The sequence below is a fragment of the Blautia sp. MSJ-19 genome (genome assembly GCF_018918125.1).
Taxonomy (GTDB): Bacteria; Bacillota; Clostridia; order Lachnospirales; family Lachnospiraceae; genus Blautia_A.
In genome coordinates this window covers 17,290-38,996 of sequence record NZ_JAHLQA010000027.1, presented here as the reverse complement: position 1 = coordinate 38,996, position 21,707 = coordinate 17,290, and the positions used below count along the sequence as shown (strand labels likewise).

Annotated in this window: 23 protein-coding genes; 3 read left to right on the top strand and 20 right to left on the bottom strand. The window is 41.0% G+C overall.

The window, feature by feature from the left end:
• Window positions 1-4 precede the first annotated feature (4 nt).
• Genes KQI91_RS09740 through KQI91_RS09725 form a run of 4 tightly spaced genes read right to left on the bottom strand, consistent with a single transcriptional unit; the run spans window position 5 to window position 3,558 of the window.
• Window positions 5-757 carry a YlmH family RNA-binding protein gene (locus tag KQI91_RS09740; protein WP_216392579.1) on the bottom strand — a complete coding sequence of 251 codons (753 nt, stop codon included), beginning with the start codon at window positions 755-757 and terminating at the stop codon, window positions 5-7.
• Window positions 758-762: 5 nt separating this feature from the next.
• Window positions 763-1,401 (bottom strand): cell division protein SepF, encoded by a 639-nt coding sequence (locus KQI91_RS09735; protein WP_216392578.1) that lies wholly within the window; start codon window positions 1,399-1,401, stop codon window positions 763-765.
• A gap of 31 nt (window positions 1,402-1,432) precedes the next feature.
• Window positions 1,433-2,125 (bottom strand): YggS family pyridoxal phosphate-dependent enzyme, encoded by a 693-nt coding sequence (locus tag KQI91_RS09730; protein WP_216392577.1) that lies wholly within the window; start codon window positions 2,123-2,125, stop codon window positions 1,433-1,435.
• 20 nt (window positions 2,126-2,145) lie between these two features.
• Window positions 2,146-3,558, bottom strand: a complete 1,413-nt coding sequence (locus KQI91_RS09725; protein ID WP_253288506.1) for an HlyD family efflux transporter periplasmic adaptor subunit — start codon at window positions 3,556-3,558, stop codon at window positions 2,146-2,148.
• Between the two features lie 202 nt (window positions 3,559-3,760).
• On the opposite strand from KQI91_RS09725, the gene lexA reads away from it, so the two are divergent.
• On the top strand, window positions 3,761-4,381 hold the full coding sequence (gene lexA, locus KQI91_RS09720) for a transcriptional repressor LexA (protein WP_216392576.1): 621 nt from the start codon (window positions 3,761-3,763) through the stop codon (window positions 4,379-4,381).
• Between the two features lie 91 nt (window positions 4,382-4,472).
• Here the strand turns inward: lexA and rsfS are convergent, their stop codons facing one another.
• From rsfS to KQI91_RS09650, 14 genes are all read right to left on the bottom strand, one after another.
• Window positions 4,473-4,829, bottom strand: a complete 357-nt coding sequence (rsfS, locus tag KQI91_RS09715) for a ribosome silencing factor (RefSeq protein ID WP_216392575.1) — start codon at window positions 4,827-4,829, stop codon at window positions 4,473-4,475.
• Window positions 4,830-4,850: 21 nt separating this feature from the next.
• The gene (gene yqeK / locus KQI91_RS09710; RefSeq protein ID WP_216392574.1) at window positions 4,851-5,453 is read right to left on the bottom strand and encodes a bis(5'-nucleosyl)-tetraphosphatase (symmetrical) YqeK; all 603 of its coding nucleotides are present in this window, start codon (window positions 5,451-5,453) and stop codon (window positions 4,851-4,853) included.
• Window positions 5,446-6,093: a nicotinate-nucleotide adenylyltransferase gene (gene nadD / locus KQI91_RS09705; protein ID WP_216392573.1), complete on the bottom strand. Its 648-nt coding sequence runs from the start codon at window positions 6,091-6,093 to the stop codon at window positions 5,446-5,448. The genes yqeK and nadD overlap by 8 nt, the downstream gene beginning before the upstream one ends.
• 23 nt (window positions 6,094-6,116) lie before the next feature.
• The gene (yhbY, locus tag KQI91_RS09700; RefSeq protein WP_005422788.1) at window positions 6,117-6,407 is read right to left on the bottom strand and encodes a ribosome assembly RNA-binding protein YhbY; all 291 of its coding nucleotides are present in this window, start codon (window positions 6,405-6,407) and stop codon (window positions 6,117-6,119) included.
• Between the two features lie 14 nt (window positions 6,408-6,421).
• Window positions 6,422-7,714 carry a GTPase ObgE gene (gene obgE, locus KQI91_RS09695; protein WP_216392572.1) on the bottom strand — a complete coding sequence of 431 codons (1,293 nt, stop codon included), beginning with the start codon at window positions 7,712-7,714 and terminating at the stop codon, window positions 6,422-6,424.
• 75 nt (window positions 7,715-7,789) lie between these two features.
• A complete protein-coding gene (gene rpmA / locus KQI91_RS09690) occupies window positions 7,790-8,077 on the bottom strand; it encodes a 50S ribosomal protein L27 (RefSeq protein WP_005422790.1) in 288 nt (95 codons plus the stop codon).
• A gap of 4 nt (window positions 8,078-8,081) precedes the next feature.
• Window positions 8,082-8,402, bottom strand: a complete 321-nt coding sequence (locus KQI91_RS09685) for a ribosomal-processing cysteine protease Prp (protein WP_216392571.1) — start codon at window positions 8,400-8,402, stop codon at window positions 8,082-8,084.
• A 12-nt stretch (window positions 8,403-8,414) separates the two neighbouring features.
• Window positions 8,415-8,720, bottom strand: a complete 306-nt coding sequence (gene rplU / locus KQI91_RS09680; RefSeq protein ID WP_005422792.1) for a 50S ribosomal protein L21 — start codon at window positions 8,718-8,720, stop codon at window positions 8,415-8,417.
• Window positions 8,721-9,013: 293 nt separating this feature from the next.
• Window positions 9,014-10,243: a ribonuclease E/G gene (locus tag KQI91_RS09675; protein WP_330654526.1), complete on the bottom strand. Its 1,230-nt coding sequence runs from the start codon at window positions 10,241-10,243 to the stop codon at window positions 9,014-9,016.
• A complete protein-coding gene (locus KQI91_RS09670; protein ID WP_216392570.1) occupies window positions 10,227-10,934 on the bottom strand; it encodes a TIGR03936 family radical SAM-associated protein in 708 nt (235 codons plus the stop codon). The genes KQI91_RS09675 and KQI91_RS09670 overlap by 17 nt, the downstream gene beginning before the upstream one ends.
• Entirely contained in the window at window positions 10,918-12,789 is a 1,872-nt protein-coding gene (locus KQI91_RS09665) for a TIGR03960 family B12-binding radical SAM protein (RefSeq protein ID WP_216392569.1), read from the bottom strand. Before KQI91_RS09665 ends, KQI91_RS09670 begins: the two co-directional genes overlap by 17 nt.
• Window positions 12,790-12,978: 189 nt before the next feature.
• A complete protein-coding gene (bglX, locus tag KQI91_RS09660) occupies window positions 12,979-15,201 on the bottom strand; it encodes a beta-glucosidase BglX (protein WP_216392568.1) in 2,223 nt (740 codons plus the stop codon).
• Window positions 15,202-15,213: 12 nt separating this feature from the next.
• On the bottom strand, window positions 15,214-17,070 hold the full coding sequence (locus KQI91_RS09655) for a beta-glucoside-specific PTS transporter subunit IIABC (RefSeq protein ID WP_216392567.1): 1,857 nt from the start codon (window positions 17,068-17,070) through the stop codon (window positions 15,214-15,216).
• Between the two features lie 152 nt (window positions 17,071-17,222).
• On the bottom strand, window positions 17,223-18,068 hold the full coding sequence (locus KQI91_RS09650; protein WP_216392566.1) for an MBL fold metallo-hydrolase: 846 nt from the start codon (window positions 18,066-18,068) through the stop codon (window positions 17,223-17,225).
• 205 nt (window positions 18,069-18,273) lie between these two features.
• Here KQI91_RS09650 and KQI91_RS09645 point away from each other — a divergent pair, with 205 nt between their 5' ends.
• Both KQI91_RS09645 and KQI91_RS09640 read left to right on the top strand, forming a co-directional pair.
• A complete protein-coding gene (locus KQI91_RS09645; RefSeq protein ID WP_216392565.1) occupies window positions 18,274-19,014 on the top strand; it encodes a MurR/RpiR family transcriptional regulator in 741 nt (246 codons plus the stop codon).
• Window positions 19,015-19,161: 147 nt separating this feature from the next.
• Complete coding sequence (locus KQI91_RS09640; protein WP_216392564.1) at window positions 19,162-20,589, top strand: 6-phospho-beta-glucosidase; 1,428 nt, start codon at window positions 19,162-19,164, stop codon at window positions 20,587-20,589.
• Between the two features lie 505 nt (window positions 20,590-21,094).
• Here KQI91_RS09640 and KQI91_RS16495 read toward each other — a convergent pair.
• Together KQI91_RS16495 and KQI91_RS09630 are read right to left on the bottom strand one after the other, a co-directional pair.
• A complete protein-coding gene (locus KQI91_RS16495) occupies window positions 21,095-21,241 on the bottom strand; it encodes a transposase domain-containing protein (protein ID WP_216392563.1) in 147 nt (48 codons plus the stop codon).
• Between the two features lie 111 nt (window positions 21,242-21,352).
• Window positions 21,353-21,661 (bottom strand): hypothetical protein, encoded by a 309-nt coding sequence (locus tag KQI91_RS09630; RefSeq protein WP_216392562.1) that lies wholly within the window; start codon window positions 21,659-21,661, stop codon window positions 21,353-21,355.
• Window positions 21,662-21,707: the final 46 nt, after the last annotated feature.

Below are 21,707 nucleotides of genomic sequence, written 5' to 3'. Positions count from 1 at the left end.
CTCTTTACTGGTAACGTAACAATTTTACGCTGCTACGTCCTTTTTTTGTCTGCCTGGAAACGCCTTCATAACGAAAACGACCTTTTCCGCGTACAGAGATAATATCTCCTTCTTTGGGTTCATAACCATTGGAAGTGATCAGTTTTCCGTTGACAAAAACCTGACTGCCTTCAATATAAGAAACCATACTGCTCCGGGAAGCCTGGAAAGCAAGTCCAATCAGTGCATCTAAACGTACGGAGGCACAGGTTCCGGTAATGATCTGAAATTCCGGCTGTGGATACAGCTCAGGATTGTCAACCACAGAAACTTTCACAGTGGTGTGTCTGACACGGGTCAGGTTTTCTATAATGAAAGGTGCGATTTTTTCATGACAAAACATCCATGCGGTATGATTCTGTATCAGGATGTCGCCAATGACTGACCGGTCAAGTCCAAGATTTAGTACTGCACCAAGGAAATCGCGGTGTGTCAGATTTTCTGAGAATTTAGCTGCAAGTGGCTCAATCTTCAGACATCGGATTGGATATTCCCAGGGAAAGAAAAGAGCATCAGGATGAAATGCCACCATCTGACGCTCTGCTTGTTCATAACCGCCAAAGTATTCCATAATTACGCCTGGCATTTGATTCTTGCGGTCTTTTATGATATTTTGTTCGTTTAAATTAAGAAAATCCGAAAAAGTGACAATATCTCTCTGGTAAGAGAGATTTGCCAGCTCCCGGATTCTCTTAATAAAGAATTCGTCTTTTTCCATTGTGATTAATATCCTGCTCTGACAGAAGGAATGTTGCTGTGTCCGCCAAGGATACTCTGTAAATCACCAGTAATATCTACATTAGAAGGTCCAAGAATAAAAATATAACTGGATACCTTCTGAAGGCTTCCATTCAGGGAATAACATGCACCAGAGGTAAAATCAATGATTCTCTGTGCCAGTTCCATATCAATTCCTTCAAGGTTGAGAATGACCGTGGAATTGTGTACCAGAGTATCTGCGATGTCACGGGTATCCTCCATAGATGTCGGTCTGATTACACATACTTCCATGTTTGCTGTCTGGCCTCCCTTTCTGCTACTTCTCATAGGAGTGATTTTGGAAGAAGTATTGCGAACAGGTTTTTCCTGTTTTACGGTTACCTTAGGAGTGGAAACAGATTTTGGTGTCTGCTTTGAAAGATTAAGTTCCGGCTCCTCTTCTTCATCAAAATCATCAAATTCTTCATCGTCATTGTTTTTCTTGCCGAATTTCTGGAAGAATTTCTTTACAGGCTTGTCCTCCTGCTCGTCATCGAGGAAATCATCGTCGTCCTCGTCCAGAAGATCGTCATCTAAATAATCGTCCTCATCGTAATCATCATTCAGTTTTACTGCATCAAGAAGTTTATTCAAAACACTCATTTTATTCTCCAATCTTATTTGTCCGGTGGGGTCAGCGTGCATAATTCCTTTCGCCAAAGATACCTGTGCCAACACGCACCATTGTAGCGCCCTCCTGAACAGCAACCTGATAATCGCCGGTCATTCCCATACTCAAGACGCTCATACTAACATTATTAATGTTTTTGGCCGCAATGTCAACACTTAATTTCTTTAATTGGCGGAAAATGGCACGATTTTCTTCGGGATCTTCTACATATGGAGCGATGGTCATCAATCCTTCTATATGTATATGCGGAAATGCAGCAACAGATTCCACAAGAGAAAGAACTTCTTCGGTTTTCAGACCAAACTTACTCTCTTCCTGTGCAACATTTACCTCAATCAGAACCGAAACAGTCACCTGGTGTTTTGCGGCTTCCTGCTCAATTGTTTCTGCGAGTCTGAGAGAATCTACAGAGTGGATCAGAGCAACTTTATCGACAATATATTTTACTTTATTGCGCTGCAGATGTCCGATCATATGCCAGCGGATATCGGATGGAAGCTGTGGATATTTGTCCATGATCTCCTGTACTTTGTTTTCACCAAAATCTCTGGAACCGGCATCATATGCTTCCTGGAGCATAGATACAGGCTTAGTCTTGCTTACAGAGATAAGGGTAACTTCCGCTGGATCGCGGTTTACTTTTCTGCATGATTCTTTAATATTTTTTCTTACCTGTTCAAGATTTTCTGCAACCATGATTTATAAGCCTCCTGTGATTAGTATAAAATTTCTTCTTCGTTTACTTTGTCAGCATTGCGTACGATATGATCATATCTGGAAAGACCGTAGGTAGTATCTTTTCCTATAATAGCATATTCTTCGTTCTGGTCCAGGATTTCAATCCTGCGAAATACAGCATATCCCTGATTGATACAGTAGACACCCTCCAGAACACCAATGTCACTGATGACGTATCTGCTCTGATCTTTTGGGCTGATGATCACATCACCTTCTTTGAAAGACTTTTTATCTACATAATAGATAGATGCCTGTTCTTTATCATCAGTCTGGTCAGCTGCACTGCTATCCGTTACCTGGTCATAGATAGAAGGGGAAACAAATGTCTGAGAGGATTTATTCTTGTCTTCTACCATAAAACCAATTTCCTGGGTATCCTCCCTGGTTGTCGCATATTTAGAAGGAATCAGATAGAATTCCTTGGTAACGATAGAGGAAAGAGGAATTTTAAGGCCAGTTACGGTATTGGTTACAAGTTCGATCTCAAGGAAACGATCTGACGCATATCGGATAACTCCCTTATTGAAGTCGATTTTTCCGTATTTGGAGCCGTCAATCTCCACAATGCTGAAATCTCCTGTCTGTGTCATATCATCTTTGAGAAATTTAACACGGACACTGCTTCTGTCAGCAAGTTTTACTGCCTGTTTTTCACTCAGAGGAATGATAAGGCTCCACCGTTCATCTGTGATCAGAGTGTAAAGATTATCACCGGCAGAAACCGATGCCTGTGTCTTAAGGTCTGTTTCATGATAGGAATTCTGCTCGAAATCTGCAGATGTCAGGGAATCAACAGTTTTGTTTTCATATCCATCTGTGGAATAAAGTACAATGCCGTCCTGTTCTGCTTTGCTGAGTGTCTGACCACCGTAAGAAACTACACTGGATCCATCTTCCGTTACACCGGAATACTGAAGGATACTACCTTCCAGATTGTATTTGAAACTATAAGTATTATTGAATTTGCTGGAATTAAATCCTCTTGAAAAACTTAACATCTGGCTTCGAATCGCGGATAGCTCTTCAGAACTCAGATCTGAGGAGCCACTGGTCGATTTGGAGCTGCTGATGCCATATACAACACCGTTGGCATTGATTTTGGTACCTTCACGGGTGTAATAACTGATATAGCCACTGCTTTCTGCCTTGTGGACGGATTCCTCGCGGATGGCAAGACCGGTATAGGTTTCATTGCGGGAAAGGGGACCGGCGATCACCAGATAGGATTCAATGTTTGAAGAAGTCAGATACAGAATAACGCTGAATGCCATATAAATAAACAAAGCACCAAACAACATGGTTCCGATGTTCAAACTGAAAATATTTTTAATTTTTGCAAGAAATCCGGGATGTTCTTCGCGATATTTTCTTTTATTATATTTATCAGGCAAAAGGATGCCTCCTTTATCAAACTCTTATTTATACCACTAAAATACAATACCGCTATTGTATCATTTTATGGTCCGGATGACAAGAAAAAGGAAAAAACAATTTGTTACGAACATATTTTCCGAATATCTGTTTGCCATTCTGAAAAAGGTATGTTATACTTTTTTATATATAAAGGACGAGCGTGAATCAGGAGGTACATATATGGCATACGGCAGGATCAGCAAAAAACAACAGGAGATTCTGGATTATATTAAAAATGAGATTCTGAACAGGGGATTTCCTCCGGCGGTCAGAGAAATCTGTGAGGCAGTGCATTTAAAATCTACTTCTTCTGTGCACTCTCATCTGGAGGCACTTGAAAAAAACGGATATATTCGCAGAGATGCTACAAAACCAAGAGCGATTGAGATTATTGATGATAATTTCAATCTGGTGCGCCGTGAAGTGGTCAATGTGCCGTTGATCGGAACTGTGGCAGCAGGTCAGCCGATTCTTGCAGTTGAGAATATTGAGGGATATTTCCCGGTTCCGGCAGAATATATGCCGAATGCACAGAGTTTTATGCTTAAAGTAAAGGGTGACAGCATGATTAATGCGGGAATCTTTGACGGGGATCAGGTCCTTGTGAAACAGCAGACTTCTGCAGTCAATGGAGATATTGTTGTTGCGTTGGTAGAAGATGCGGCTACGGTAAAAACTTTTTATAAAGAGGATGGTTATTATCGTCTTCAGCCGGAAAATGACACTATGGAGCCGATTCTGGTAGAAGATAATCTTCAGATTTTAGGAAAAGTATTTGGAGTTTTCCGTTTATACGAATAAGAAATTAAAAAGAAGTCATTCAGCATTAGATTTGCGAAATGACTTCTTTTTTAAAGAAAATGATTTACATAAAATAATTATCGTAAATCATTTATTTGAGAAATTCTGTGGTATCAAGTTCTTTTCCATCTCTCCAGATTCTTTCAAGATCATAGAAAAGACGATTTTCTTCATCAAATACATGAATAATAAGATCACCGTAGTCCATAAGAATCCAATTGGAACTTCTGGTACCTTCAATCTGTTTGGGCTCAAAACCGGCTCTTCCGAGCTGCTCTTCTACGTTATCTACGATAGCCTGTACCTGATTCAGATTGCTTCCGCTTGCTATGATAAAATAATCTGCAATTACAGAAACTTCATGAATATCAATTACTTTGATATCGATTGCTTTTTTGTCGTCGATCGCCTTGCAGGCAATGCGTACCATTTCCTGTTCGTTATTCATAGAAACTGTGTCCTTTCCGGATCAGGCATGCTCTATGTTGTGCCTGTCCTTATGTATGCGTGTATAATATGCGTAAGCATCCTTAGTTGCAACATCCACGTCATCAGGGTTTTCATCAAGATAAGACAGAGTATCTTTGAGAATCTGATACATGCATTCATCCAGATCCTCAAAAGCAAGTTTACGGATTTCGGTAAGACGCGGGGCTTTATTGCGTGCCGGCTCGATATAGTCGGCAATATATACGATCTTTTCAAGCATAGTCATAGCGGGCTTTCCAGTAGTGTGGTAGGTGATTGCAGAAAGTATTTCTTTGTCAGAAATATTATATTTTGCCTTGGCAATATAGGCACCAAGTTTTGCATGAAGAAGAAATGGATGTTCTTTTTCAAAGTCACTTACCGGAATGTGATGCTCTGCACATATTTTCAATTTTTTCTTGTTTGGAATACATTTGGCACTGTCGTGAAGGAGACCTGCCGCCTGGGCATCTTTCAGGTCATATCCGTGAACCATGGCAAGAGAAGCACAGGTAAACATGACTCCCAAAGTATGTGCATAGCGGTTTTCATCAAGATATTTGGCGAGTTTTTTCTCCATTTTTATGAAATCGTACTCAGACATGATTTGATTCAGCTCCTTCTGTTGTATGGTAAATATGATTCTGGTCGATATAGTCAACTACTGCATCGGGAACATAGTAACGGAGACTCTTGCCCTCCTGATGCCACTGACGCAGCAACTGGCTGGAAATATCGATATTCATAGTATCCAGACGGATAAAATGCCCATGATATAACTGTGACAGATAGGTCATTTGTTCGTTGAGATTCTGAAGGGGAATATGATCACGGGTGGCTACAACAACTGTGCAGGCACCGCAGATCCGGGCTGGTTTCATCCATGTGGAAAAATTGTACAGAGAATCGGCACCGATAATAAAATAATAATCGGTGTCAGGATTTTGTTTTTTTAGTGTTTCCAGAGTATGGTAGGTATATGTGAATCCCCTGTCGTTCATTTCAATCAGGGAAAGCTCAAAGTGGGGATTTCCGGCAATGGCTTTTTCTACCATAGCTACTCTTTGCGCATCATTTGCCCGACCGGCCCGATTGCGTTTGTGAGGAGGATTTCCTGCCGGCATAAACCATACTTTGTCCAGACCAAGCTGTTCATAGGTTTTTTCTCCAAGAATCAGATGTCCTACATGAATTGGATCAAAAGTGCCACCCATGATTCCGATTTTTTTTCGTTTTGCTTCCATGACTCTCTGTGTTCCTCCTGTACTTACGGAAGAATGATTTTTTTCTTATTGTCTTTGCCTTCACGATAAAGAACAATTTTTCTTCCAATCACCTGTACAACCTGAGAATGTGTTCTTTCGGCGAGAACCTCTGCCATCTGACGCGGATCATCCAGGCAGTTCTGAAGTACGCTGATTTTGATCAGTTCTCTTGCTGCAAGTGCTTCGTCAACGGCGGCTGTGTTTTCCGGTGTGACAGAACCTTTTCCAAGCTGCATGATCGGTTCCATTTTCATAGCAAGACCTTTGAGGTATGCTCTCTGTTTACTTGTCATAGTTTCAGACCTTTCTATTTATAATAATCAAAGTCAAAGCCGTACATACGGACTGTGTTTCCTTCTTCAATGCCGGCTTTTTCCAGTTCTTCCAGAATTCCGCCTTCTTTGAGAAAATGCTGGAAGAAAGCGAATCCTTTTTCGGAATCAAGGTTGGTATATCCGAGCATTTTTTCAATCTTTGGCCCTTCGACAACAAAGATATCAGGATCGTCCGGATGTCTTTCAACAGTAAATGGAAGATTTTCTGTGAACAGTTCATCTTCAGGGAAAAATTCCTGTTCGAATACGATTCGTTCTGCCGGTGCACTGTTCAGAAGTTCTTTAATTCCATAAATGAGTTCTTTAAGGCCCTGTCCTGTTACGGCTGAGATTGGATAAACTTTAATTCCCTGTGGTTCGAATTCTGCTTTGAGACGATCAATCGGATTTTCCTCACCATCATCGAAAATACAGTCAATCTTGTTTGCAGCAATGAGCTGTGGTCGTGCTGCAATTTCAGGGTTGTATGCTTCAAGTTCTTTATTGATCTTATGGATATCATCCACAGGATCACGTCCTTCTGTGGATGCTGCATCTACGATATGCACAAGGACACGCGTACGCTCAATGTGTCTCAGGAATTCATGACCGAGACCTACTCCCTCTGATGCTCCCTCGATCAGCCCAGGGATATCCGCGATAACGAATCCGCCATTCTCAGTATCTACCACACCAAGATTTGGACTCAGTGTTGTGAAGTGATAATTGGCAATCTTTGGCTGTGCATTGGTAACTCTGGAAAGAAAAGTAGACTTTCCTACATTTGGAAATCCGACAAGACCTACGTCAGCAATGACTTTTAATTCCAGGAGTACCTCAAGTTCCTGAGCTGGCTGTCCCGGCTGTGCAAATTTGGGAACCTGCATGGTCGGAGTTGCATAATGCTGGTTTCCTTTTCCGCCTCTACCACCTTTTAAAATGATCTGCCGACGGTTTTCACCGGACATATCTGCAATTACTTTGCGAGATTCTGCTTCCATAATAACGGTTCCTTCCGGAACTTTCAGAATGATATCTTCTCCATCAGCACCATGGCAGCGCTTTTTGCCGCCCTCCTGTCCATCCTGGGCTTTGAATTTTCTTTTATGACGATATTCTCCAAGCGTGTTCTGACCTTCATCTACTTCAAAGATCACATCTCCGCCTCTTCCGCCGTCTCCGCCGTCAGGACCGCCATTCGGTACATACAGCTCCCGGCGAAAGCTCACATGTCCGTCTCCGCCTTTTCCTGAACGGATATAAATTTTTGCTCTGTCTGCAAACATATGTCGCTCCTTTTTGTTTTGAATCCAAAGAAAGGCTCCAAACCTGAACGATTTGAAGCCTCACGCTGAACTTGATTATTCTGCTTCTACCGGAACGATAGAAACCTGTTTCTTATCGCGTCCTTTTCTGGTGAATCTTACTACACCATCTGTCAGTGCGAATAATGTATAATCTTTACCGCATCCTACATTTTCACCTGGATGAATCTTTGTTCCACGCTGTCTGTAAAGGATGTTTCCAGCTTTAACAAACTGTCCGTCTGCTCTTTTGGCACCTAATCTCTTGGATTCGGAGTCACGGCCGTTCTTTGTAGAACCAACACCTTTTTTATGTGCGAATAACTGAAGGTTCATTTTCATCATGTCGTTACACCTCCCTGACTTTTACTTTTAAATAACGTTTTGAATAACTATGTTCAATTTCTGTCAGTCCGAGAACAAGGGAATCCATCAGAAGAGTTCCCCCTTCTGAAATTGGTTCGGCAAAAGTGAAGGATACGAAGCCGTCACTCTCCTCTGCATCTATATGATCTCCTGTCAGCTGATCCAGAGAATTTACCGTATTGATCACGAGAGCGGAGACAGCGGCACATATGATGTCGTATCCTTCTTCTGCGTATCCGGCATGTCCTTTGGACGTAAAACTGACATAAGAATTGTTCTTCTTACTGACTGTCACTGTAATCATGCAAACACCAGATTAAGCGTTGATCTTTTCGATTTTAACTTTAGTGAACTGCTGTCTGTGACCGTTTTTCTTGTGATATCCAGTTTTTCTTTTGTATTTGTAAACGATAACTTTTTTAGCTTTTCCGTTTTCAACTACAGAAGCGGTAACACTGGCATTAGCTACATCAGCTCCAACTTTTAAACCTTCGTTGCTAACTGCAAGAACGTTATCAAAAGTAACGGTTTCACCAGCTTCAACACCGAGCTTTTCAACTCTGATTACGTCGCCCTCGGCAACTTTGTACTGTTTACCACCTGTTGCAATAATTGCGTACATCCGTGGCACCTCCTATAATCTTTACTCGCCAGATATGGTGGAATGAGGATTTTTATAAAATCTCATGCACTTAAACCTCTCTGTGCGGCATCTTCTGTATACTAGCATAGTTTATTTTGTGAGTCAAGGGGTTTTTGTATTTTTTTGAAAAAAATTAAAACCGTCGTCTGAGGGACGCGGAAGGCGCTGCGCTGTTCCGCTGGGAGTTGGTAAGTTTACATAAATATGATTATGTTAATAGATTTTTTAACTGCAGCACGGATTGCTTCTATATTATTATTAATTGCTTAATGTCACTGCTGCTGTTGATGTAGGTCTCTTAGGTCTTCTATTAGTGGGCGGCGGACTTTTTGGCGGGTCATCTCAAGAATATGAAGTGGCGTGATGTCAACTGCTTTACATTTTATCGGATCTTTTCGTAAATGTTTCTGAAGAACATGCAACAGTTCATCCTGATGATCCGGGTTTTGCATGTTGATGAAATCAACTAGGATGATGCCGGAGAGGTTGCGGAGGCGGATTTGGCGGGCAATTTCTGCGGAGGCTTCCAGGTTGATTTTGCGGTAGGTTTCTTCGGCTTTTTTCCTGGCGGTGTATTTACCGCTGTTTACGTCTATGGAGACGAAGGCTTCGGTTTGTTGGATGACCAGGAAGCCGCCGCTTTTGAGCCAGATTTTTTCGCGGCGGACTTCGTCGATCGCGGATTCCAGGCTGTATAGTTTATATAATGGAAGGAGTTTGTCCTGGTATAGTTTTAGGATTTGTAGTTTGTCGGGCTGGAATTCGCTCAGGTAGGAGAAAATTTTGTCGTGTATTTCCGGGATATCTGTGGTGATTTCATCCAGGTCGCGGGTGTAGATGTCTCGGACTGATGCCAGATAGAAGGCTTCTGATTCATACAGGAGGCTGTAGCAGGTGCGGTTTCGGCCATGGATGGCTACTTTTTTATACTGTTTTTTGAGAAATTCCAGTTCATGGAGGAATTCTTCTTTTGAGGCTTCGGCGGCGTTGGTGCGGGCGATGAGACCGTAGCCTCGGTCCGGAAGGTTGCGTTCTTCTTCCAGCCATTTGTTCAGGAGACTGCTTTCTTCTTTGGAAAGTTTGTTGGAGAAGCCTATTTTGCGGTTTCCAGTGGTGAGGACAAGATATTTGCCGGAAAAATTCAGATTTGCGGTCAGGGCGGGAAGTTTTCCTTTCATAGCTTCGCGATTGATCTGGACCAGGAGCTGGTCGCCCGGGCGCAGGGGCTGGTCCGACTTACGTCCGTCTGCGTAAATGGCGTTTGTGCACTGGTTCAGCGGGAGATAGCCGTTTACGGAATCACTTAAACGGACAAAAGCCGCCTGGATGTTGGCGGCAATGTTTTCGACTTGTCCTACATAAATGTTGTTAAGAGTATTTTTCTTTCCGGATGGCTCCAGGCGAAGTTCTACGACCTTCTGATCTCTGACGACTGCACAGACAGTACAGAGGACTTCGTTGAGAACCATTTCTGTAATGATCAGCTTATTCAACTTCTTCACCTAATGCTTCCATAGAAATGAGTTTCCGGTGTTCTTCATCGCCTTTGTTGGCATAGATCTCGCGGCGTTCGATCATGTATGCGAACGGAAGCGGCTCTTCTCCCATCCATCGAAGGAAAGTGTCCATGACGAGTTCCGGTTTGGTATAGTTGGAACTTGCAGAAGCAAGCTGCATGAAAACGCCCTCGCCGTCGAGATGCATTTCATAAATATACGGACGGATGTCTATGGTTTTTTCGCTGCGCTTTGTCTTCTTGGTCACGATGATCTCTTTCTGAGAAAGGAATTCGTCCAGTTTTTCTCTCCAGGATGCGGCAGGTTCTTTTCCTTTACGGAACTGTACAAAATAATCGGCTGCTGCAACCAGAGCCATGGCTGTACTTGCCTTGCCATCTTCTACCTGGCGGGCAGAACATACAGAAACACCATCCACCATAACTGCATTCAGCCGTTCCTCGATTTCCTTTGTCGGAACGGTATCTGTCAGTTCCATGTCAAAATATTCCCCGAGGCTTGTGGTTCCTACGCCGAGAGGTGCTGCAAAGGACATGATCATGTGCGGGCTGTATCCACCGGAAAAAGCAACCGGCAGTCCTGCACGGCGGATTGCTTTCTGGAAATAACGCATGGTATCCAGATGTCCTACAAATTTCATATGACCAGTTTTTGCAAACTTAATTCTTACCTTCACAGCACACACCTCCTTTGTATTTGAGAACACCACAGCCGGAACATTTCTGACGGCAGTTCGGTGTTACAGTCTCTGCTTTTGCCTGCTCCCACTCGCGGATCAGGAATTTCTTGGTCACGCCTGCGTCAATGAAATCCCATGGAAGGATCTCATCGGTGCTGCGCTCACGAAGGGTATAGAATTCGATATCCACACCTGTTTCTTTGAAAGCTTCTTTCCAGATATCATAATGGAAAGTTTCGGACCAGGCATCGTAAAGGGCACCTTTTTCATACGCTTTGAGAATGACTTTGGAGCAGCGTCTGTCACCTCTTGCAAGGAAACCTTCCAGAACAGTGACATCCGGCTCATGCCAGTTGTAGCGGATGCTTCTCTGATTTAACTGTGCACGAATCTCGTTTTTGACAACTTTGGCTTTCTCAATGAAATCCTCTTCGCGGAACATCGGAGCCCACTGGAATGGAGTGAACGGCTTCGGTACAAAGAAGGAAGTACTGACATTGATCTGGACTTTTCCTTTTCGCTGTTCCTTCGGAACGACTTCATAATAGGTTTCTGCGATCTTCTGTGCCAGATGTGCGATTCCCTTCATGTCATCCTCTGTTTCCGTCGGAAGTCCGAGCATGAAATAAAGTTTTACCTGATTCCAGCCGCCCTTGAATGCCTCACCGGCACCGTGCAGGATATCTTCTTCGGTAAGTCCCTTGTTGATAACGTTACGAAGACGCTGAGATCCAGCCTCCGGTGCAAAAGTCAGGCTGCTTTTTTTGACATCCTGTACCTTGCTCATGACATCCAGCGCAAACGCATCGATTCGAAGAGACGGCAGGGAAATATTGACCGCCTCATCACGGAATTCATCGATCAGGAAATTTACAATTTCTTTGAGCTGACTATAATCACTGGAGCTCAGAGAACTTAAGGAAATCTCCTCATGGCCGGTATTTTTGAGCATGATCCTTGCAGATTCCTTGAGCGTTTCCACGTCGCGCTCCCTTGTCGGACGATAGATCATACCTGCCTGACAGAAACGGCAGCCTCGGATACAGCCACGCTGAATCTCCAGAGTGACACGATCCTGTGTCGCCTTGATATGTGGAACGACCGGTGCTTCCAGCTTGTTGTAATCTCTGTCCATGTCGATAATGAGCTGTTTCTCTACTTTTTCCGGCACATCTGCATGCTTTGGACGGAAAGATTCGATCGTACTGTCTTCTTTGTAGGTAACTTCATAGAGAGACGGCACATAGATTCCCGGAATCTGTGCGGCTTTCAGAAGGAAATCCTGCCTGCTGCCACCGGCTTTCTTATTTGCCTTGTATGCGTCAAACAGAGCGTCATAGACGGTCTCGCCCTCTCCGATATAAAAGAGGTCAAAAAACTCTGCCAGTGGTTCTGGATTATAAGCACATGCACCACCACCGATCACGAGCGGATCATCTTCGGCACGTTCTGCTGCCCGGAACGGAATTCCACTGAGATCCAGAAGCTGGAGCACGTTTGTATAACACATCTCATATCCGAGAGTGATCCCAAGGAAATCAAACTCCTTCACCGGATCCTGGGATTCCAGAGTAAAAAGCGGAATCTTCTCCTCGCGCATGATCTTGTCCAGATCCGTCCACGGAGAAAAAAGACGCTCACACCATACATCGTCTCTTTTGTTAAACATATCATATAAGATCATCATACCGAGATTTGACATACCGATCTCATACACATCCGGAAACGCCATCGCAAACCGGATATCTACCTTGTTCTTATCTTTCATGACAGAGTTGACTTCGCCACCAATATAGCGGGCTGCCTTGTCAACCTTCATTAAAATTTCATCACTTAAAGCTAGAGTTCTCATAGTATTCCTTTCAGAAATTATTGTATAACATCGTGTTAAGCAGGAAAAAATCCCCCACAATATTCCTATTATATACAGAATAGTGGGGGATTTCAAGGGAGAGTCATTCAATACGAGGTTTTTTATTTTGTTTTTGTATCAATATAAAAAAGACGAACCGTCCTGTACAGACCATCCGCCTTTAAAATATTATTTTTTACATAACTGGAATTCACTTTTTTGCAGCTCATGACTGTTTGGTCCAGTCAGCACTTCGAAAGTTCCGGCTTCGCTTCCCCAAGTCATGTCCTGTCGGTAAAAGCGAAGCATTTCCTCAGAAATTTTAAAAATCACCGTCTGCTTCTCTCCGGGCTTTAAAGAAATCTGTCTGAAATCTTTAAGTTCTAAAATCGGACGTACAACACTTCCAACTTTATCCCGCAGATACATCTGTACAGTCTCTGTTCCCTCACAATCTGAAATATTCTGTATATCAACCTGGACAGTCAGTTCCTCATCTGGCATCATATTCTTTTGACTTATCACCGGTGCTGAATATGCACAGGAATGATAAGATAAGCCAAATCCAAAAGGATACATTGCTTCATTTGGACAATCAATATAACGTGACGTGAACCTGTCCACATTTTTTGAAGCAGGACGACCTGTAGAAAACTGCGAATAAAATAGCGGCTCCTGGCCGACATCATAAGGAAAGCTTACCGCAAGCCGACCTGATGGGTTATAATCACCGGACAGAATATCACAGATGGAATGTCCACCTTCTGTTCCGGGGAACCATGCTTCGAGGATTGCATCACAATATGGTTCTATGTCTTTAAGTGCCAATGGTCTTCCGTTGAACAAAACAACTACTGTTTTCTTTCCAAGCGCATGTATTTTTTTCAGAAGTTCTTTTTGAGGACGAGGAAGTGTAATATCTGTTCTTGATCCGGCTTCACCACTTTGGAGAATATGCTCGCCAAGTGCCATAACAATAATATCCGCCCTTTGTGCATTTTCAAGAGCTTTTTGTTCCTGCTGTTTCCTTTCAACCTCTGTCATTGCAGAGAGTTCGCTGACTTTTATATTTCCGAAATCACCAAGGCTTTCATAATCGTACAGGAAATCGCATCCTTTATCACAGGATATATTTTCTTTCCCAAAATGTTCTTCCATTGCCTGGCGCAATGTAACCGTCTTTTCTCTGTCTGCAAAAACCGCCCATAATCCGGTAATATCCTTGCTGTCAGCATATGGTCCGATCAATGCAATCTTAGGATGATTTTTGATTGGAAGCACATTGTTATTCTTTAATAATACGCAGGAACGATTTGCTACAATTCTGGCAAGTGCAGCTTCCTGAAAGGCACTCTGAGTCAAGGTTTCTTTTTTTATCATACATCCGTAATAAGGATTCTCAAACAGACCCAGCTTATTTTTCAGTTGTAATATGCGCATACATGCCTGATCAATCTGTTCATCACTGATTTCACCATTTTGGATCAAAGATTCTAACTGATTTCCATAACATGCTGTTCTCATATCTATATCTACTGTTGCATTTATGGCAAGATGTGCAGCTTCATACTCATTTTCCGCTACTCCATGGGTCATCAGTTCATTGATCGCAGCATAATCTGTAATCACCACACCCTGAAATCCCCATTCTTCACGAAGTACCTTTTTGAGAAGCCACTGATTCCCTGTTGCCGGAACGCCGTCAATCGTATTAAAAGAAGTCATAACCAGCTCACAGCCTGCATCTACTGCTGCTTTATATGCCGGAAAGAAATTTTGTCTGAGATTACGTTCACTCATATCTACAGTGTTATATTCACGTCCCGCCTGAACAGCACTGTAACCGGCAAAATGTTTTACACAGGAAGCAACACTTTTTCCTGGTTTTCCATCATTCTGTAATCCTTTCACCATTGCTGCAGAAAATTTCGATAAAAGAAAGGGATCTTCTGATGCCATTTCAAGACATCTGCCCCATCTTGCATCTCGGATCAGGTCAGCCGGTGGACTAAAAGTTACCATATCCCCATCTGCAGCAGATTCAGCAGCAATCATACGATAAGCATCACATACCAGTTCTGGGTTCCATGTTGCCCCCATTCCGAGCGGAATCGGAAATACAGTTTTATATCCGTAGATAATATCTGCCATAAATAAAAGCGGAATCTTCAAGCGGCTTTTTTGCATATATTCTTTCTGGATCTTTACAACCTGTTCTGCGCCCATAACATTCAGGACGCTTCCACAAAGCTGAACCGTTTCCTTTGACAACCCCAGACGTTCCAGTGGACCTGTTACATTTTCTTCGGAAGGATTCTGTTTAAAGCATCCTCCATCCAGCTGGATCATCTGTCCGATTTTTTCTTTTCGGGTCATGGATTTAAGCAGTTCTGTCAGTTTTTCCTCTGTCATATATACTCCCTTCTATTTTACACTGAGTACAATATCAGAAGTCTGAATCTTTTGACCTGTGGTCGCAGTGGATATATCTTCATAGTCATCTGTATTCGTAACTACCAGAATCACAGTATCCAAAGCTCCTGCCTTTTTAATAGCGTCACGGTCAAAACGCAGAAGTTCCTGCCCACATTTTACCTGTTCTCCTTCTTTTACCAGGAGCTGAAATCCCTTTCCCTGCATTTCTACAGTTTCAAGTCCAACATGTATCAGAATTTCTGTTCCATCTTCTGATGTCAGGCCGATTGCATGACAGGTATCTGCAATACTTACTACTGTTCCGTCAAAAGGGGCCTCTATAACATTTCCATCAGGAATAACTGCACAGCCTTTGCCAAGGACTTCTTCTGAAAAAACACCATCGTTGACCTCTTTCAGAGAAATCAGTTTTCCAGAAACCGGTGCATATACGGCACCATTGATTTTTTCTGTTGCTTCAGGAATATTTTCTTCATTTTCTGTATTTTTTGTAAGAAACATTCCAATAAACATAGATACTATAAAACTTCCTATCGTTAATGCAATAACTCCGAACATAACAGTCAGAGTACCGCCATTGGGATCCACAAACGTTGGCCAGATAAAGATTCCACTGGCTCCCATGCTGTAAGTTTTAGCATTCATCATGCAGGCAAGTGCTCCAACCACTGCACTGACAATACAAGTTGCTATGTATGGCTTTTTCCTTGGAAGTGTGATTCCATAGATTGCCGGTTCTGTAATTCCGAAGATACCAGAAATAACCGCTGGTGCACAAAGACCTTTCAGTTTTTTGTCTTTTGTTTTTAACATGATTCCCAATGTCATACCTGCCTGTGAGCTGAATCCACCCATAGTTGCAGGAGAAAGTACATCATATCCAAGTGTTACTACATTATTGACTGCCAGCGGAACTAATCCCCAGTGCAGTCCAAACATGATCAGTATCTGCCAGATACCGCCTACAATAAATCCCATAAGTACCGGACTGATATTGTAAATTGCAAGAATACCTGTACCGATCCAATCAGATAGCGTTGTTGTTACAGGTCCAATTACAATCAATGTTACTGGAAGGGTTATGATCAGTACGATCAGCGGTGTCATAAAGCTTCTGATTGCATTTCCAAGTTTTGGTTTTATGAATTTATGAATTTTTGATGCAAACCATACAGCAATGATAACAGGAAAAACAGAAGAACTGTAATCCCCAGAGCCTGGCATAACGACCGGTATGCCTAAGAAACTGTTGTGAAGTGCCTCGCTGCTGCCAAGCAGTGTCGGATACAGCATAGAGGAACCAAGAACAAGTCCTGTAATTTCATCAAGTCCAAATCTTTTAGATGCAGTATATCCGAGAATAATCGGGAAGAAATAAAACAGTGAATCTGATAATGCCCATAAGATTGTATAAGTACTGCTGTCTGACGCCAGAACTCCGGCAAATGTCAAAATTGACAGAAAGCCTTTTAACATACCAAGGGCAGCCATTACTCCCAATACAGGAATAAATACCTTTGTTACAATACTGATCAGAGAATTTATGAGAGACTGCTTTTCTTCTGTCTGAGCTTCTTTTGGTGTCTCTTCGCCAATACCAGCAACCTGGCAGACAGCCTTATATACATCTGAAACGGTATTTCCTATAACAATCTGATATTGTCCTCCTGCCTGAAGAACAGAAATTACTCCTTCTGTGTTCTCTAATGTTTTTGTATCCGCTGTTGATTCATTTTTTAACCTGAAACGTAATATGGTATAACAATGTGTTACAGAAATAATATTGGATTTCCCACCTACATTTTTTACAATGCTTCTGGCCAGTTCTGTATAGTCTTTTGCCATAGCCATCTCCTCCTGCTTTTAGTTTGATTTCAGACTTTCAGGTAATTCCGGAATTACTTTTTAGTGCTGAGTTTATTTTAAGTATTACTCCGGGATTTTGCAATATTCTACGGGCATTCCGACATTTGTTTGACAAAAGGAAATCTGTCACATTAATAAAACATCCTGTTTCTCCATATCCTGTCTTTATGATACATAATATTGACATAACTCCCATCTGCTGGCAGTCTGTCTTTCCCTTTCTTTTTTGCCATCCAGCCACTGGTTCCGGCAAATATAGCAGGTATAGCCTCTGCCTCTCCGGACAGGATTTTATTACAGAGAACAATACCTTCTTCAAAAATCATTTGTGTATTGCGTTCTTTTTCTTCATGCGAAAAAATAGATATCTTTCCTTTTTCGCCCAAATTTTTCTGCAAATGGATAAGGCTGTCCCGATAAGTTTCAATAGAAGTTGAATACCAGTCATAAACAAGAGTATTACTGTTACAGGCATCCCCCATGAGAAGAATATCCTCTTCTTCAATAAGAAAAACCATAGAGCCCGGAGTATGTCCCGGAACAGAAAACGCAGAAATTGTTATATTTCCGATATCAAACTTCTGTTTATCTGTCAGTGATTTCATATTCACCTTTCCTACAGGCAACATATCATCCAGCAGTCGGATATTTTTAGCTCCTGCAAAAGAAGCGCGTACTTCCCATGTTTTCTGTTTTTGATATATGATAAAATCTTCTCTGTTCATATATACTTCGTCAAACATCCATGCAGCCATAGCATGATCCAGATGCCCATGGGTCAGAAGCACCGTTACAGGTTTATCTGTCAGTTCTTCAATAAAACTTCGAAGATTTCCAATTCCCATTCCGGTGTCCAGAAGTACTACTTTTTTTGTACCCTCTACAAGATACATCATTTCTCCAAATATACCGGTAATTCTTGTTATGTGATCACTTAACTTCTGACTTTTAAAAAATTCATTTTGTATCTCATTCATTTTGTATCCCTGCTTTCTTTTTCTAAATTGATTTTACAAAACCAATATAAGTTTAGAAGCAAAGAAAAAAGTCTTCAAGAATATACATATCTAATAAAACAGATCATATGAAAAGAAATTCGTTCCTTAAGTGAAACAACTTGTTTTTTCTGCTCAGGGCGTGCTATGATAATATGTAACAAAGGATATATTTGGAGGAATCGTTATGTTTACAAGTGCAGAGATCAAAGATTTAAATGAACTTGAACTTTCTGTTTACAATTACATTGCTTCAAACCAGAATGTAGTTCAATATATGACGATACGTGAACTTTCCCTGGCGGCACATGTCTCCACTTCTACCATACTTCGCTTCTGTAAAAAAATGGGCTGTGAGGGATATTCGGAATTCAAGATTGAATTTAAACACTATCTGCAGTCATTATCTAAACCACATATGAATTATGATGCCAGCGAAATCGGAAACTTTTTTCATCATGCTTTTAATGAAGAATTCCAGCTTAAAGTTGAACACATCGCAGAAATCATCAGTCGTCATAATTGCATTATTTTCCTGGGAATTGGAAATTCCGGCTGTACTGCCCAATATGCAGCACGTTATTTTTCAAATGCTGGAAAATTCAGTCTTTGCGTGACAGATCCTTTTCATCCGGTCAGACCAGATGAACTGTTAAATCCGATTGCCGTCGCAATTTCTGTATCTGGAGAAACGGAAGAAGTTCTTACTCTGGCAAATCGCTTTAAGGTAAATGGATGTCCTCTTATCAGTATCACAATGAGTCAGAATTGTACCCTTGCCCGCATATCAGACTACAATCTCAGCTGTTATATTTCTCTTAATAAAAAGGGACCTCTGGATTTCACCACACAGGTACCAATTCTTTATATAATAGAGCAGCTCGGATATCATCAGTTAGATTATATTACTTCTGATAATGATCAATAAAAACAACCTGTTTTTTAGAGAAACATATTTTTTAGGAAGAAATATGTTTCTCTTTTTTATTTTACTGATGACAAAACTATTTGTTTATGTAATTATAACGTCACAGAATAGTTTATTAAAAACAACATTTCCAGGGAGGTTACTTTTATGTTTCCAAAAGATTTTTTATGGGGTGGAGCTGTGGCAGCACACCAGATAGAAGGTGGCTGGCAGGAAGGTGGCAAAGGATTGAGTATCTGTGATGTTATGACTGGAGGGGCAAACGGAGTCCCAAGACGAATCACTGCTACCGTTGATCCTGCCGAATATTATCCTAACCATGAAGCTGTCGATTTTTATCATCATTTTAAAGAAGATATCGCACTTCTGGGTGAAATGGGATTCAAGTGTTTTCGTACCAGTATTGCTTGGACACGTATTTTCCCAAATGGTGACGAAGAAGAGCCAAATGAAGAAGGTCTCATTTTTTATGACAATCTTTTTGATGAGTTACTAAAATACAATATCAAACCCGTAGTTACTCTCAGTCATTTCGAAATGCCGCTTCATCTTGCAAAAACATATGGTGGTTTTCGTAGTCGAAAAGTTGTTGACTGTTTTGTAAAATTTGCGAAAATCTGTTTTGAGCGTTATCAAAACAAAGTTGAATACTGGATGACCTTTAATGAAATCAATAATCAGATGAATTATACCAATGATATTTTCGGCTGGACAAACTCCGGTGTGATATTTTCTGATTTTAATAATGCTGAAGAAGTGATGTATCAATGTGCACACAATGAACTGGTTGCTTCTGCCCTTGCAGTTAAAGCCGGACATGAAATCAATCCAGATTATAAGATCGGATGTATGATTGCCATGGTTCCTATCTATCCATATTCCTGTAGACCAGACGATATAATGCTGGCAGCTGAAGAAATGCATATGAGATATTTCTTCTCAGATATTCACTGCAGAGGTCACTATCCTGCATATGCAAAGAAATTTCTGAAAAGAAAAGGATATCATATTCATATGAAACCAGAAGATGAAAAAATCCTTTCTGAAGGAACAGTGGATTATATTGGACTTTCTTATTATATGTCTAATGTTGTAAATTCACAGGCACATACCGATGTTTCAGAAGCATTAAATGCCAGTAGTCCATATACTGTCGAGAATCCTTATGCTAAAACTACTGACTGGGGATGGACTATTGACCCGACAGGGCTGCGTTACGCTCTGGTTCAACTGTATGAAAGATATGAAAAGCCACTTTTTGTTGTAGAAAATGGTTTTGGAGCCTTTGACGAATTAAAATCCGATGGTACCTGTGATGACTCTGACAGAATCACCTATCTTTCGGCGCATATCAAAGAAATGGAAAAAGCCATGGATCTCGATGGTGTTGATTTAATTGGTTATACTCCATGGGGATGTATTGACCTTGTTTCTTTTACTACCGGAGAATATCGAAAACGATATGGATTTATTTATGTTGACAAAAATGATGATGGTTCCGGAAGTGGAAAACGATATCGAAAAAAATCTTTTTACTGGTATAGAGATTTAATTAAAACTACTTCTCAATTCTAGTATATAAAACGCAAAGAGTTACGAAAATTACTTTTATATCGTAACTCTTTGTATTTTTATAAAGACATCCTTTTGATATCTTTTTTATAATAATGCCAAACCATTGTCAGGCCAATCAATGCCGCAACAAAATCCGCTACCAGATATGCAAGAAATTTCCCACCGGAGCAGTCCCCATTTTATTTTCCTGTTCCATGAATTTGTTTTTCCTTATCTATATTTTTAATTTTATCCTTTATTTATTTGAAAAAGAAGTCTGAACAAGCTTTCTTGGAATTCTCTTATATTTAAATTATACAAGAAGCTATATACTTTTTATGATTATCTTCACTATCCGAATATATATAAACTTATCCACCCAATATAAAGACAGTGTAAACTTAAGAAATGTATTATTTTTTCTATTTATTCAGAACATCCATACAGTTTTTTCTGAAATACAAAATTTGTTTTTTAGCAGAGTTGCTTTTGTTTTACACCAGCATATTTCTGGAAGGTTTTCGGACTATGGCAGGATGTCATCTATAAAGCTCCATTCCCTGTCATTCTGATGGTCTTTCAAGACAGTCCGGACATGTTTAAGATACTGGAAAGGATTTAGATTATTAGCCTTTGCAGTTTTAGTGATGCTGTAGATGGATGGTATTGGCATTTGCAACATCCAGCCTGTCTATCAATTTCTATGTATGCTTACAGATGCAAAAACTGCGCAGGATACTTTCTGTTGCATTGTTGTCCATAGTAATATCTTCTGAGGATTATTTCAAAAAGAATTCACAGTATCTATTAGATCACTGCTAAAGCCTTCCAGATCATCTTGTGAGATAACCTGCATCTTGAGAAGATTGGTGATAGTCCATATTGCTGTTGATTTTTGAACATCAATAATAACACCCGGATGCCGTCTGTCCTTTTTTATTCTCTTCTCCAATTTCCAGAATTTTTCTGACGGTATTTTTTCCTTATCACTCAATAATGTGATGTATTCCTGATTAAGATGTTCTATATAATTTTCCTGCCACTTAGCGAGTTTTACTTGATAAAGTTTCCAATCTTTTTTTGATATTTCCATAATGTATTCTATTCCTGACATTATTATAAATGGGCAAGCCCAAACA